Annotated in this window: 13 protein-coding genes; 7 read left to right on the top strand and 6 right to left on the bottom strand. The window is 71.0% G+C overall.

Translation table 11 applies throughout. From position 1 onward, the window contains the following. The coding region (locus QH270_RS17575) for a BCCT family transporter (protein ID WP_280343512.1) at positions 1–1,210 on the bottom strand (1,210 nt) is incomplete at its 3' end. A gap of 221 nt (positions 1,211–1,431) precedes the next feature. Between QH270_RS17575 and QH270_RS17570 the strand changes: the two genes are divergently transcribed. From QH270_RS17570 to QH270_RS17560, 3 genes are all read left to right on the top strand, one after another. Then, positions 1,432–3,000 carry an LVIVD repeat-containing protein gene (locus QH270_RS17570; RefSeq protein WP_280343508.1) on the top strand — a complete coding sequence of 523 codons (1,569 nt, stop codon included), beginning with the start codon at positions 1,432–1,434 and terminating at the stop codon, positions 2,998–3,000. Next, positions 2,997–3,611: a DUF305 domain-containing protein gene (locus QH270_RS17565; protein ID WP_432420376.1), complete on the top strand. Its 615-nt coding sequence runs from the start codon at positions 2,997–2,999 to the stop codon at positions 3,609–3,611. Before QH270_RS17570 ends, QH270_RS17565 begins: the two co-directional genes overlap by 4 nt. Before the next feature lie 140 nt (positions 3,612–3,751). Further along, on the top strand, positions 3,752–4,960 hold the full coding sequence (locus QH270_RS17560; RefSeq protein ID WP_280343505.1) for a molybdopterin-binding protein: 1,209 nt from the start codon (positions 3,752–3,754) through the stop codon (positions 4,958–4,960). A gap of 15 nt (positions 4,961–4,975) precedes the next feature. Here QH270_RS17560 and QH270_RS17555 read toward each other — a convergent pair whose 3' ends face one another. From QH270_RS17555 to QH270_RS17545, 3 genes are read right to left on the bottom strand one after another with little or no spacing between them, the layout of a single operon-like run. After that, complete coding sequence (locus QH270_RS17555) at positions 4,976–5,632, bottom strand: GntR family transcriptional regulator (protein ID WP_280343502.1); 657 nt, start codon at positions 5,630–5,632, stop codon at positions 4,976–4,978. Further along, positions 5,619–6,350 (bottom strand): maleate cis-trans isomerase family protein, encoded by a 732-nt coding sequence (locus tag QH270_RS17550; RefSeq protein ID WP_280343499.1) that lies wholly within the window; start codon positions 6,348–6,350, stop codon positions 5,619–5,621. Before QH270_RS17550 ends, QH270_RS17555 begins: the two co-directional genes overlap by 14 nt. A gap of 21 nt (positions 6,351–6,371) precedes the next feature. Next, positions 6,372–7,112 (bottom strand): maleate cis-trans isomerase family protein, encoded by a 741-nt coding sequence (locus QH270_RS17545; protein WP_280343497.1) that lies wholly within the window; start codon positions 7,110–7,112, stop codon positions 6,372–6,374. A gap of 95 nt (positions 7,113–7,207) precedes the next feature. Here QH270_RS17545 and QH270_RS17540 point away from each other — a divergent pair, with 95 nt between their 5' ends. Continuing rightward, positions 7,208–8,173, top strand: coding sequence for a D-2-hydroxyacid dehydrogenase (locus tag QH270_RS17540; RefSeq protein WP_280343493.1), 966 nt, complete (start codon positions 7,208–7,210; stop codon positions 8,171–8,173). Positions 8,174–8,184: 11 nt separating this feature from the next. Beyond that, a complete protein-coding gene (locus QH270_RS17535) occupies positions 8,185–9,585 on the top strand; it encodes an amidase (RefSeq protein ID WP_280343490.1) in 1,401 nt (466 codons plus the stop codon). 3 nt (positions 9,586–9,588) lie between these two features. Here the strand turns inward: QH270_RS17535 and QH270_RS17530 are convergent, their stop codons facing one another. After that, a complete protein-coding gene (locus QH270_RS17530; protein ID WP_280343487.1) occupies positions 9,589–10,083 on the bottom strand; it encodes a DUF3830 family protein in 495 nt (164 codons plus the stop codon). Between the two features lie 26 nt (positions 10,084–10,109). Then, entirely contained in the window at positions 10,110–11,351 is a 1,242-nt protein-coding gene (locus tag QH270_RS17525) for an aspartate aminotransferase family protein (RefSeq protein WP_280343485.1), read from the bottom strand. A gap of 105 nt (positions 11,352–11,456) precedes the next feature. Here QH270_RS17525 and QH270_RS17520 point away from each other — a divergent pair, with 105 nt between their 5' ends. Further along, positions 11,457–12,959: an NAD-dependent succinate-semialdehyde dehydrogenase gene (locus QH270_RS17520; RefSeq protein ID WP_280343483.1), complete on the top strand. Its 1,503-nt coding sequence runs from the start codon at positions 11,457–11,459 to the stop codon at positions 12,957–12,959. Positions 12,960–12,969: 10 nt separating this feature from the next. Then, a complete protein-coding gene (locus QH270_RS17515; protein ID WP_280343481.1) occupies positions 12,970–14,049 on the top strand; it encodes a tartrate dehydrogenase in 1,080 nt (359 codons plus the stop codon). Positions 14,050–14,191 lie beyond the last annotated feature (142 nt).

The raw sequence follows: 14,191 nt of genomic DNA, 5'->3' as shown, positions 1-14,191 counted from the left end.
TGCCCTGTTCGAAGATGCCGGCCCCGCCGAACACGGCGAACCACAGCAGGCTCACCACGCTGGGCACCAGCAGCACGCCGGTGACGAACTGCCGGATGGTGCGACCGCGGCTGATCCGCGCGATGAACATGCCGACGAACGGGGTCCACGAGATCCACCAGGCCCAGTAGAAGATGGTCCAGCTCGACAGCCACGCCTGCATGGCCTCATCGCTCGCACCGGTGCGCGAGGCCATGGTCGGCAGCATCTCGATGTAGTCGCCGATGGAGGTCGGGATCAGGTTGAGCACCAACAGGGTCGGGCCGGCGATGAACACGAACGCCGCGATCACCAGGGCCAGCACCATGTTGATGTTGGACAGCCACTGGATGCCGCGCTCGATGCCCGACACCGCCGACAGCACGAACGCGACCGTCAGGCCGGAGATGATGGCGACCAGCCCGATCTTGCCGATGCCGTCGATCCAGCCGTTGAACTCCATGCCCGCGCCGATCTGCAGGGCGCCGAGGCCGAGTGACGCGGCCGAGCCGAACAGCGTCGCGAAGATCGCCATCATGTCGATCGCTCGGCCGCCGAGTCCGTCGGCATGGCGGCCGAGCAGCGGCCGGAACACCGAGGAGATCAGCTGCGAACGGCCCTTGCGGAAGGTGCCGTAGGCGATGGCCAGGCCGGCGACGGCGTAGATCGCCCACGGGTGCAGCGTCCAGTGGAACAGCGTCGTGGCCATGGCGACCTCGGCCGCTTCGGGACTGCCCGCGGGCGCGGTGTGCGGCGGTGGGCTCACGAAGTGCGAGAGCGGTTCGGCGACACCCCAGAACATGAGGCCGATGCCCATGCCCGCGCTGAACATCATCGCGATCCACGAGACCGTACGGAACTCGGGTTTCTCGTCGTCGGCGCCCAGTGGGATGCGGCCGTAGCGGCTGATCGCCAGCCAGATCACGAACACCACGAACGCGGTGGCGACCAGCACGAACAGCCAGCCCGTGTTGGTGATGACCCACTTCTGCGCTTTCCCGGCCGCGGAGGCCAGGCTCTTGTCGTCCAGCACGCCCCACGCGACGAACGCCAGCGCCCCGATCGCCGTGGCACTGAAGACGAGTCGGTCCAGCCGTGGCCGATCCCGCCGTGGCTCGTCCGGCGACACACCGGTTACCGATTTCTCGGTCCGGTCCGCGTCGCCGGACCTCCCTATCACATCGTTCGACATGGAATCCGAGTCCTTTCCGGTCGCGGAGACGGCCCAAGAGGTATACCCATTCGAAACTGAGGCAACCGTACAGCTTTCCGGGACGGTGAGGCGGGAAGCGGGCCGTGAGCCCGGACAGGTCTACGGAAACCGCCCGCACGGCGGCGCCGAGCGCTCTACCATCCGAAATACCGGAGGCAACTGTCTCAGTCAGCTCCGGCCGCAGAGTTGGGGAGGTCTTGATGCGTCGACGGATCGGATACCTGCGCACCACCGCGCTGGCGGTGGCGGCCGCACTGATAGCCATCGGTTTGCCAGCTGGTGCGGCGGCCGACCCGGTGGCCGACCTCGCCGGGACGGTCCGCGAGTTCCTCGAGGTCGGACGGACCTCGGTCCCGCGCGCGGACTGCGGCCCCGGCTCCCTGCCCGAGACCGGCATGCAGGGTGACGTCCCCGCGGGCGACCGCGACAGCGGACGCAGCACCGAGGGCTATCGCTGCAACATGTCGATGGTCGGCCGCTACACCGGCCGCGGCGCCGGGATCACCTCCACCAGCTTCGAGCACTGCGCCTACGTCGGGTCCTTCTTCCCCGGCACCATGCTCAGCGAGCATCCGGGCGTGCAGGTGCTCGACGCGTCGGATCCCGCGAACCCGCGGCTCACCGCGACGCTCACCGAGCCGGCCATGCTGGCCGGGACGTGGGAGACGTTGAAGGTCAACACGGCTCGCAAACTCCTCGTCGGCACGGGCGTCCCGGTGGGGATCGGCGCCGGGTACCTGTCGGTGTACGACATCTCCGACTGCGCGCACCCACGGTTGCTCAATCCCGGCACCGGCACGAATCTGCTGATGCCGCTGCCGATCACGACCCACGAGGGCGGATTCTCCCCCGACGGGCGCACCTATTGGGCCTCGGGGATCGCGCCAGGATTCGTCAGCGCGATCGATCTGAGCGATCCGTCCCAGCCGCGCGTGATCTGGCAGGGTCTGACCGGGATCGAGGCGCACGGGCTCGGCGTGAGCCCGGACGGGAACCGGCTCTACATCTCCGCGCTCGGCGGATTCACCGTGCTCGATGTGAGCGCGGTGCAGCGGCGGGACCCGAATCCGCAGGTCCCGCATCTGGGTCGGACGTTCTGGAGCGACGGCTGGGCCACCCAGCACAGCGTGCCGGTGACCTACGACGGGGTGCGGCACGTCTTCACCGTCGACGAAGGCGGTTCCGGCGGGGTGAAACTGCTCGACGTCTCCGACGACACCGACCCGCGGATCGTGTCCAAGATCAAACTGGAGGTCAATCTGCCGGAGCACATCGACGCCAATGTCGGCTCGTCGATGGGTGGTTCGGCGTTCTCCTACGAATCGCACTACTGCGCGGCCGATCGACCCGCCGATCCGACGGCGCTGGCCTGCGGGTGGATCTCCTCGGGCATCCGGGTGTTCGATGTGCGCGATCCCGGGGCGATCCGCGAGATCGCCTACTTCAATCCGCCCGCGCGGACCGGCCGCAATCTGGAACTGTGGAACTCGCCGCACGCGCTGGCCTCCATCATCGGGGTGCCGGTGATGAGCGCGCCCGCCGCGCTGCGGGCGATGGCGGAGGGGCTGTTCGATCCGGCACAGGTGCTCACGGCCCGAGCCGGCGATGTCGCGTTCGGCGACATGTCGAGCGACTGGTGTTTCTCGCCGCCGGAGTGGCGGGGGGATCAGCTCTACGTCACCTGCTCCGACAACGGGTTCATGGTGTTGCGGCTCGACAACGAGGTGTACACCCCGCCCGCCGATCAGCAGTCCACGGTCGGGTCGTGAGCCGGGCGGCGCGCGCGGCCGGGATGCTCGGTGTCGCGGTCTTCCTGCTGGTGCTCGGCGCGGGGCTGCGACCGCTGGTGTTCCCCGAGAACGCCTCGGCCGCAACGGTGCTCAGCACCACCGAACTCGGCTTCGTCCAGGACATGACGGCCCACCACCAGCAGGCGCTGATCCTCACCGAACGCCTCGACCCCGCCGCCGACCCCACGGTGCGCAGGCTGGCCGAGCAGATCGCCGACGCCCAGCGGGTGGAGCTGGGTACGCTGCTCGGCTGGACCCAGCTCGCGGGCGCGGCCCCCACCGCCGTCCAGCCGATGACCTGGATGGCGAATTCCGCCGGGCATCACAATGATCCGGCGACCATGATGCCCGGCATGGCCACCACCGCCGACCTCGATGCCCTCTCCGCCGCCCGCGGGCCCGAGGCCGAAATCCTGTTCCTGCAACTCATGTACCGCCACCACGCGGGCGGCGTCACCATGGCCCGCGCCGCCGACACCCTCCTGCCCACCGGCCCGGTCAAACAGTCCGCCCGCGCCATGGCTCAATCCCAGAGCCAGGAACTCGGCTATCTCGGCGTCCTCCTCACCGCCCGGGGCCTGCGCCCCTGACCGGAAGCCGCACCGGGGACCGTCCGGCGGGGTGAGGACAACGTCATCGGGGGGCAACTACGGGGAAAATCGCAGGTAATGGGGTGTGCGGACGATGGGGCGAATCGTCGGTGAACTGTGGGCGGAGGGTGGACGTGGTGGTGAGCGCACGCGTGGATGTGGTCGGTTCGGCGGTGGGGTGCGGGCTGGCCGAGGTGCGCGCGCGGATCGCGGAGCGACTGCGGCCGATCGGGGTGCGCGAACTACCCGTGGCCGAGGCCGTCGGCGCGACGCTGGCCGCCGCGCTCACCACCGGGACGCCCTTGCCCCGGGTGGACAGTGCCGCGATGGACGGTTACGCGGTGGCCGGACCCGGACCGTGGTGGCGGCTGCACGAACAGGTCCGGTACGCGGGGCGGAGTTGTTCGGTGGTGCTCGCGCCCGGTGAGGCGGTGCGGATCGCGACCGGCGCCGCCACCCCGTTGGGCACGACCGCGACACTGCGCGACGAACACGTGGTGACCACGACCGTCTCGGGCACGCCGGTGGTGATGCGTTCGCCCGGCGCCCCGGTACGCGACGACACCCGCCGCCAGGGCGAGCACTGGGACAGCGGGGTCGAGCTGGCGCGCGCGGGCACGCGGATCTCGCCCGCCCTCGCCTCGGCCGCGCTGAGCGCCGAAGCCGAGACTGTCACGGTGCGCGGCCCCCTGCGCGCCGATGTGGTGATGACCGGCGACGAGATCCGCGCCGTCGGCCCGCTCGGTGCCGGGGAGACCAGGGACTCCCTCGGCCCCGTGCTGCCGGAGTTCCTGCGCTGCTGCGACATCGAGAGCACCGGCCTGTGGCACCTCGCCGACGGACGCGATCTGCTGCGCTCCTGGCTGGCGCTGAAATCGCACGCCGACCTCGTGGTGATGGTCGGCGCGACCGGTCGCGGCGCCGCCGATCACCTGCGCGCGCTGCTCGCCGATCTCGGCGCGCGGATCGTCGTCGAGCGCGCGGCCATCCGGCCCGGTGGATCCACTCTCGTGGCGCAACTCCCCGACGGCCGCGTCCTGCTCGGGCTGCCCGGCAATCCGCTCGCCGCCGTCGCCGCCCTGCTCGCCATCGGCCCCGCCGTGGTCGACGCCCTCACCCAGCGCACGCCCGGCCCGACCATGTGGGGCAGGCTCTCCGACGCCGGGGTGATGGAGGGCTCCGCCACCCGCATCGTCCCCGTCCACCAGCAGATCGGCGGCGTCTGGCGCAGCACCGGCCCGGCCCACACCCCCCACCTCGCGGGCCTCATCGGCTGCCAGGCCCTCGCCGTCCTGCCCCCGGGCACCGGCCGAGGCACCCTGGTGGAACTCCTGCCACTCCCCCACTGAACCGGTCGGGCGAACCTAGCGGTCGCGCAGGCGGCGGACCGCGTCGTCCATGTGCTCGACGAGCAGCGCGCGGGCCCGGTCCGGCGACCCGGCGCCGATGGCCTCCTGCAGCTCGACATGTTCGCGTGCCTGGTCGCGCAGGTCGGGGTAGGTGGTTTGCAGGGCGCCGAGGCACATGCGCGTCTCGATGAGCAGGGTGCGGGCGGCGCGGACGAGGCGCGGGCTGTCGGCGGCGCCGACCAGGGCTTCGTGGAACTCCTGGTCGGCGTCGGAGACACCGGACGCGTCACCCGCCGCCGCCCGGTCGCGCATCGCGTCGACACTCGGTCGCAGTGCGGCGTAGGCGATCTCGCGGCGCCCGTCCAGGATGAGCTCGAGGGCACCGCCTTCGAGCGCGGTGCGGGCGCGGTAGATGTCGACCACATCGTCGATGGCCAGCTCGATGACGAAGATGCCGCGATTGCGGATGCTGAACAGCAACCCTTCCTGCACCAGCCGCTGCATCGCCTCGCGCACCGGGCCGCGGGAGACGCCGAAGCTGGCGGCCAGATCGGCCTCACCGAGCTGGCTGCCCGGCGCCAAGGCGCCCCGCATGATCGCCGCGCGCAGGCGCTCGGCGATCATCTCCGCGGTCGACTGCTGATTGACCGGCTCGAAGTCAGTGATCGACATGGCGGCCTCCCTCGGCGAACAGCGCTCCCAAACCGGCGGCGACCGGCCTGACCCCAGCCAGCCGCAGTCCCTCCCAGATGGTGACCTGGTTGGCGGTCAGCACCGGCTTGCCCAGCGCGGCCTCGAGTTTCGGGAGCACTTCGAGAGTATGCATGGCCGTGTCCGGAATCAGCAGCCCCTGGGCCTCGGGATGGTCGTTGGCGGCGGCGAGCGCGAGCACCTGCTCGGGGGTGAGCGTGCCGACCTCGGCGGCGGTGTCGATCCCGGCGCTCGTCATCGACACCACCTCGATGCCCGCGTCGGCGAGGAAGTCGACGAACAAGCGCGCGACCTCGTCCGGATAGCTGGCCACGACCGCCACTCGCCGCAGGTCGAGGGCGCGCGCGGCCCCGACGAAGGCGAAGCTGGTGCTGGAGGCGGGCACGCCCGCCGCCGCGGCCAGCCTGTCGACCTGCTCGCGCGCACCGTCGGGCCCGTAGACGAAACTGCCGGAGGTGCACGCCCACACGACCGCCGCGGGTGCGTTGTCGGCGAGCAGTTCGGCACCGTGGCGCAGCTTCTCCGGGCTGCCGAGATCGAGCAGCTCGGGGATCGCGTGCAGGTCGGTGCCGTAGATGTGGGCGACCGGCAGCGCGGCGTCCAGCAGGGCCGCCGCGCGGGGGTAGTCGTCCTCGGCGGCGTGGTCGGGGTAGATGAAACCGACGGTGGCTACGGGCATCTCGTTCTCCGATCGCGGGGGTCAGAAGACATTGACCAGCCATTTCCCCGGGCCCATCATGGGCAGCTTCATCCGGCCCAGGCACGACCACATGGTGAGCTGGTTGGCGGTCAGCACCGGCTTGCCCAGTGCCTGTTCGAGTGGCTCGATCACGTCGTAGGTGGGCAGGTTGGTGCAGCTGACGAAGATGGCCTCCGAGCGGGGATCATCGGCACCGATGATGCGCTCGGCGATGGTGCGGTAGTTGACCTTCCAGATGCCGCCGCCGAGCCCGAGGTGGTCGGACCGGATCGTCGCGCAGCCCGCCTCGGCGAGGAAATCGTGCAGGCGGCCGGTGAGAACCTCGTCGTAGGGCGTGATGACCGACATCCGGGTGATGTTCAGGTGCCGGATCGCCTCCACCAGGGCGCCCGAGGTGGTGACCGCGTCGGGGGCGCCGGCCAGGCAGATCGTCTCACGCAGGGAACGCTCGTAGGCGAGGCCGTGGATGAAGCTGCCCGAGGTGCACAGGTACGCCACGACTTCCGGCTCCACGTGCAGCACGTTGTGGGTGGCCGCGGTCAGGTGCAACGGATTCGAGACGAGCTCGGCCATCGCCAGCGACACCGGGACGGGTTCATAGGGTGTCCGCGCCAGGTGCAGGCTCACTTCCAGGGGCGCCCAGCGCCACAGCTCGCGTTCGAGGGCCAGGTCGAACGGCGCGATGATGCCGATGCCCCGTTGGGCCACCGGCCCGTCGATCTCCGGGAAGGTGAACTCCACTGTGGCCCCTCTCGCGCTCAGCCGGGCAGACCTCCGAGGACGCTGAACACGATCGGATTGTTGACAATCATACGATCTACTCGTACGGTGTCAACGTGGAAAAGGGGCCGATTGTCACCGTCCTGCATCGTGACAGTGTGCCCGCATCGGACCTCATGGCCCCCGTCGCCGAGCGTGCCGTGGTGCGCTACACCGAGGCCGCCGGGCTCGCCGACGCGCTGCGTGGCGCCGAGGTGTTGTTCGTCTACGACTTCCAGAGCCAGGCCGTGCCCGGCGCGTGGCACGCCGCCGACCGGCTGCGCTGGCTGCACATGGGCGGCGTCGGCGTCGACCCGGTGATGTTCCCCGCCCTGCGGGCGTCCGAGGTGGTGGTGACCAACACCCGCAACGTCTTCGACGCCCCGATCGCGGAGTACGTGCTCGGCCAGATCATCGCCTTCGCCAAGGACCTGCCCGAATCGATGCGCCTGCAACGCGAGCACGCGTGGCGACACCGCGAATCCGAACGAGTGGCGGGCGCGACGGCGCTGATCGTCGGTACCGGCTCGATCGGGCGAGCGATCGCGCGGCTGCTGCGCGCGGTCGGGATGCGCGTGCGCGCGGTGGGGCGGCGGGCGCGGGCCGACGATCCGGATTTCGGCACCGTCAGCGCCGACCTGTACGCCGAACTGCCCACCGCCGACTACGTCATCGCGATCGCCCCGCTCACCGCGCAGACCCGGCAGATGTTCGACGCCGCCGCGTTCGCCGCCATGAAACCGCACGCCAGGTTTGTCAACGTGGGCCGCGGGGAACTAGTGGTTACCGACGATCTCGTCGCCGCGTTGCGCCACGGCACCATCGCCGCGGCCGCGCTCGACGTGGTCGACCCGGAGCCGCTGCCTGCCGGGCACCCACTCTGGGATCTGCCGAATGTGCTTCTCACGCCGCACAACTCGGGTGATTTCCATGGCTGGCGCGCCGAGATCGTCCGCGCATTCACCGACAACTTCGGCAGGTGGGCCGACGGCCGGCCGCTGCACAACGTTGTCGACAAGACGCTCGGGTACGTGCCCGGCTGAAGGAGTCCGCCATGACGCAGCCCGACCTCGATCCGCCCACCGATCCCACCGCCATGACCGCGGTGCAGCTCGTCTCGGCGTACGCCGCCGGGCAGCTGTCCCCCGTCGAGGCCACGCAGGCCTGTCTCGACGCCGTCGCGGCGCGCGACGGCGCGCTCAACGCCTTCTGCCTGGTCGACCCGGATCGGACCCTGGTGCAGGCCAAGGACTCCGAGGCGCGCTGGCACTCCGGCAATCCGCGCGGCCTGCTCGACGGCGTGCCGATCTCCATCAAGGACATCTTCCTCACCGAGGGGTGGCCGACGCTGCGCGGCTCCACCTCCGTCGACCCGGCGGGCCCCTGGCTGGTCGACAGTCCTGTGGCGGCCCGCTTACGCGAGGACGGGATGGTGTTCCTGGGCAAGACCACCACCCCCGAGATCGCGTGGAAGGGCGTCACCGACAGCCCGCTCACCGGCATCACCCGCAATCCCGCCGATCCCCGCACGACCGCGGGCGGCTCGTCGGGCGGCAGCGCGGCGGCGGTGGCGGCAGGCATGGGACCGGTCTCGGTCGGCACCGACGGCGGCGGCAGCATCCGCATTCCCGCCTCGTTCTGCGGCATCGTCGGATTCAAGCCGACGCACGGCCGGATCCCGCTCTATCCGGCCAGCCCGTTCGGCCCCCTGGCCCACGCCGGGCCGATGACGCGCACCGTCGAGGACGCGGCCCTGCTGATGGATATCCTCTCGCTGCCCGATCCCCGCGACCCGACCGCGCTCGCGCCCACGTTCACGACCTTCCGCAGCCAGATGCAGCGCGATGTCCGCGGCCTGTCGGTCGGCTATTCCGCCACGCTCGGCTACGCGACAGTCGACCGGGAAGTCGCCGAGATCGTCGAGGGCGCGGTGACGCTGCTGGCAGGGTCCGATCTCGTCATCGACGCCGTCGATCCGGGTTTCGCCGATCCGCGTGACGCCTTCGAGACCCTGTGGGCCGCCGGCGCGGCGACCATGCTCTCGAAGTTCCCCGCCGGCACCCGCGAGCGGGTCGATCCCGGATTGGGCGCGGTGTGGGCGCGTGGTGAATCCGTCGGTGCCGTCGAGTATCTCGACGCCCGCCACGTGGCCGCCGAACTCGGCATCACCATGGGCGCCTTCCACATGGCCTTCGATGTCCTGATCACCCCGACGATGCCGGGCACCGCCTTCGCCGCCGGACACGACGTGCCGCCGGGCAGCGGACTCGGCGGCTGGCCGGAGTGGACGCCGTTCACCTATCCGTTCAACATGACCCAGCAGCCCGCCATCAGCATTCCGGTCGGCCGCACCCGCGCGGGGCTGCCGGTCGGGTTGCAGATCGTGGGGCCGCGACACTCCGACGACCTGGTCCTCGCGGTGGCCCGGCACGCCGAACACGTGCTGGCCGTCTGAGATTCAGGCGCGGGCGAAGGCCAGCGTCTCCCCCTCCACGCCGCGCAGCCACAGTCCGTTGCAGGCGGCGGCGAGGTCGGCCAGGCCGTCCTCGATCGTGGCGAACACACTGCCCGGCACCCAGCCGAGGTCACCGTTGATCAGCAGATTGTTGCGGCCGTAGAACAGTGCCAGGTCGGTGGCGCCCTGGGCGTGATGGGCCGCGGACCCCGGCTCGTAGCCGTAGGCCGGGTTGCCGATCTCCCACGGTTCGAAATCGAACAGGCACACATCGCCGGGAATCGGTGTGACGGTGGGGTTCTCGCGCCGCGGTGCCGCGCCGATCCGCGGCACCAGCGTGTAGACCTCGTTGCGGGCGTACTTGGCGTGGAACGCGTCGCCCTCCTGGGGCAGCGCGTCCCAGACCGCCGCGCAGGTGGCGGGCGCCTCGTCGTCGAGCAGCCGGGCCAGGCAGGTGACGCCGGCCTTGGTGAGGGTGATGCTCATGTAGCGGGCCATCGGATCCTGCTTCCCGGCGCGGTGGCCTAGAGTTCGGCGAGCACGTCGGACCAGATGGCCAGCGCGTCCTCGATCTGGGTGTCGGTGACGATCAGCGGCGGGATCATCCGGACGACATTCATGTGCGCGCCGCAGGTCAGCAGCAACAGCCCCTTGTCCACCGCGAGCCGCTGGGCCGCCGCCGCGGTCTCGGTGTCGGGTTCGCCCGTGGCCGTGGTGAACTCGGAGCCGACGAGCAGACCGAGCCCGCGCACGTCACCGACCGCCTTGGTGGCGAGTTCCCGTGCGCCGGAGAGCAATTGGGCGCCCCGCGCGGCGGCGTTGGCGACCAGGCCTTCCGCTTCGATCACCTCGAGCGTGGCCACCGCGGCGGCGCAGGCGACCGCGTTGCCGCCGTAGGTGCCACCCTGGGAGCCGGGCCACGCCCGCGCCATCAGCTCGCGCGAGGCGGCGATGCCCGAGAGCGGGAAGCCGCTGGCCAGGCCCTTGGCGATGGTGATCACGTCGGGCCGGACGTCGAAGTGCTGGTGGCCGAAGAACTTTCCGGTGCGACCGAATCCGGTCTGGATCTCGTCGAAGACGAGCAGGATCCCGTGCCGGTCGGCGCGCTCGCGCAGGCCTTGGAAGAACCGGGTGTTGCCCGGGATGTAGCCACCCTCGCCCAGGACCGGCTCGACGAGGAAGGCCGCGGTCTCGGCGGGCGCGGTGACGGTGGCGAACAGGTAGTCCAGCTCGCGCAGCGCGAAGTCGGTGGCCTGCTCCTCGGTCCAGCCGTACCGGAACGCGGTCGGGAACGGCGCGACGTGCACACCGGACATCAGCGGCGAGAAGCCCGCCGAGAACCGCGTGCCCGAGGTGGTCATGGTCGCGGCGGCCACGGTGCGGCCGTGGAAACCGCCGTGGAAGACGATCACGTTCGGGCGTCCGGTGGCCTGGCGGACCAGCCGCAGCGCCGCCTCGACGGCCTCGCTGCCGGAATTGGCGAAGAACAGCGCGTCCAGCCCCTCGGGCAGCACGTCGCCGAGACGTTCGGTGAGTTCGAGCAGCGGCCGGTGCATCACCGTCGTGTACTGACCGTGGATCAGCCGCGCGACCTGCGCCTGAGCCGCCGCCACCACGGTGGGGTGGCAGTGGCCGGTGCTGGTGACGCCGATGCCCGCGGTGAAGTCCAGGTAGCGGCGGCCGTCGGTGTCGTAGAGGTAGCAGCCCGCGCCGTGGTCGACCTGGACGGGGGTGGCCTGCTTCAGGACGGGAGACAACGCGGTCATGAATGCTCCCCTGATTGTCTATTGTCGGATTGTTGACAATATGCATAACATGGCGGCAGGGGTCACAGCAATGGCTGATCCGCCGCGTCGGGAGAAGGGCAGCGCATGGACGAGTCCGGGGGCAGCGCACGGCTGCGTGAACACGAGGCACCGCTGGACGCCGCCGAGCAGGCCGCGATCGCCAGCGTGCCGAAGGGCCTGTTCATCGACGGCGCGTGGCGCGACTCCCCCGTCGTCCTGCCCGTCCTCGACCCCGCCACCGGACAGACCCTGTGCTCGGTGGCCGACGCCCGCCCGGACGACGGCCTCGCCGCGCTCACTGCCGCCACCGCCGCCCAGGCCGACTGGGCACGCACGCCACCGCGCGCCCGGGCCGACATCCTGATGCGCGCCCACCACGCCCTGCTCGCCGACGCCGACCGCCTCGCCCTCGTGATGACCCTCGAGATGGGCAAGCCGCTGCCCGAGGCACGCGGCGAGATCGCCTACGCCGCCGAGTTCTTCCGCTGGTTCGCCGAGGAGGCCGTCCGGCTCGACGGCGGCTACCTGCCCGCACCGACGGGCGGCTCCCGGTTCCTGGTGACCAGGCAGCCGGTCGGGCCGAGCCTGCTGATCACGCCGTGGAACTTCCCGATGGCGATGGGCGCGCGCAAGATCGCGCCCGCGCTGGCGGCCGGCTGCACCTGTGTCGTGAAACCCGCGGAGCAGACGCCGCTGTCGATGCTGGCGCTGGCGGCGGTCCTGGCCGAGGCGGGGGTGCCCGCCGGGGTGGTCAATGTCGTCAGCACGGCCGACCCCGGCGCGCTGATCGCCCCGCTCATCGCCGATCCGCGGTCGCGCAAGCTCTCCTTCACCGGCTCGACGACGGTCGGCAAGCTGCTGCTCGAGCAGTGCGCCCGCACGGTGATGCGCACGTCGATGGAGCTCGGTGGCAACGCGCCACTGCTCGTGTTCGACGACGCCGAGCTGGACGAGGCGGTGGAGGGCGCGCTGGCGGCGAAGATGCGCAATATCGGGCAGGCCTGCACCGCCGCGAACCGGATCCTGGTGCAGCGCGGCGTCGCCGGGGCGTTCGCCGAGCGGCTGGCCGAACACATGGCGGCCCTGCCGATGGGGCGGGGCACCGAGCCGGGCGTGGTCGTCGGGCCGCTCATCGACGCCGACGCGGTCGCCAAGGTGGAGCGGCTCGTCGCCGACGCCGCGCGGCGCGGGGCGCGCGTGCTGCTCGGCGGCGCGGCCGTCGAGCGCCCCGGTACCTTCTATCCCCCGACGGTGCTCGCCGACGTGCCCGACGATGCCGAGCTGTGCCACACCGAGATCTTCGGTCCGGTCGCGGCGATCGGCACCTTCGACACCGAGGAGGAGGCCGTCGCCAGGGCCAATGACACCCCGTACGGGCTGGTCGCCTACGTGTTCACCGAGAACCTGCGGCGCGGGCTGCGGGTGTGCGAGGCACTGGAGACCGGCATGGTGGGCCTCAACCAGGGAGTCGTGTCGAATCCGGCCGCGCCGTTCGGCGGCGTGAAGGAGTCCGGCCTGGGCCGGGAGGGCGGAAGCGTCGGGATCGACGAATTCCTGGAGATCAAGTACATCGGCGTCAAGGTTTAGGGAGACAGGCGTGGGCAGCTACCGGATCGCGAGCATTCCGGGCGACGGGATCGGCGTGGACGTGACGGCCGAGGCGGTGCGGGTGATCGACCGGGTCCTGCCCGGTGTCTCCTGGACTACCTTCGACTGGTCGTGCGAGAACTATCTGCGCACCGGCGCCATGATGCCCGCCGACGGCGCCGAACAGCTGGCCGGATTCGACGCGATCTTCCTCGGCGCCGTGGGCTTTCCCGGTGTGCCCGACCACATCTCGCTGTGGGGCCTGCTGATTCCGCTGCGCCGCGCCTTCGGCCAGTACGTGAACCTGCGGCCGGTCCGGCTGTTGCCCGGCACCGAATCCGCCCTGCGTGACCGCACGGCCGCCGACCTCGACCTGCTCATCGTGCGGGAGAATTCCGAGGGCGAGTACTCCGAGATCGGCGGCACCCACAATCCGGGCAGGCCCGACGAATTCGTGCTCCAGGAATCGGTGTTCACGCGCACGGGCTGTGAACGCATCATCCGCTACGCCTTCGACCGGGCTGCCGAGCGCTCGGGGCGGCTGTGCTCGGCGACCAAGTCCAACGGGCTGATCCACTCGATGCCCTACTGGGACAGCGTCTTCGACCGGATCGCCGCGGAGTATCCGGCGGTCGAGACGCGGCAGATGCACGTCGACGCGCTCGCCGCCGAGATCGTGCTGCACCCCGACCGCCTCGATGTGATCGTCGGCTCGAACCTGTTCGGCGACATCCTGTCCGATCTCGCCGCGGCCGTCACCGGCGGTCTCGGCCTGGCGCCCTCGGGCAACATCAATCCCGCGCGCGACGCGCCGTCGATGTTCGAGGCCGTGCACGGCAGCGCGCCCGACATCGCCGGGCAGGGCATCGCCGATCCGGTCGCCCAGATCCTCGCGGGCGCCATGATGCTGGAGCACCTCGGCGAGCACGCGGCCGCGGCCGCGATCGACCGTGCCGTCTGCGATGTCCTCGCCGACGGCGCGGTACGCACACCGGATCTCGGTGGCACGTCGACCACCGCCGACCTCGGCGCCGCGATCGCCGAGCGCGCCGCCGAACTCAGCCGCGACAGCGCGCCGACCCAGGTCTGAGGCCCGGCGCGCTGTCGCGGCAGGACCACCACTGCCCCCCCGCCCCAACCCCATCGAGAACGGAAAGGGCGCGACCGCGAAGAAACACTCGGGCGGGCGGATCAGCGCCGCGCCGGAGTCCGGCGACGCCCCCGAGACCGCC

The sequence above is a fragment of the Nocardia neocaledoniensis genome, assembly GCF_029868625.1.
Lineage (GTDB): Bacteria > Actinomycetota > Actinomycetes > Mycobacteriales > Mycobacteriaceae > Nocardia > Nocardia neocaledoniensis_A.
Note: the sequence above shows the minus strand (reverse complement) of the source record. Positions and strands in the feature narration are given on the sequence as shown.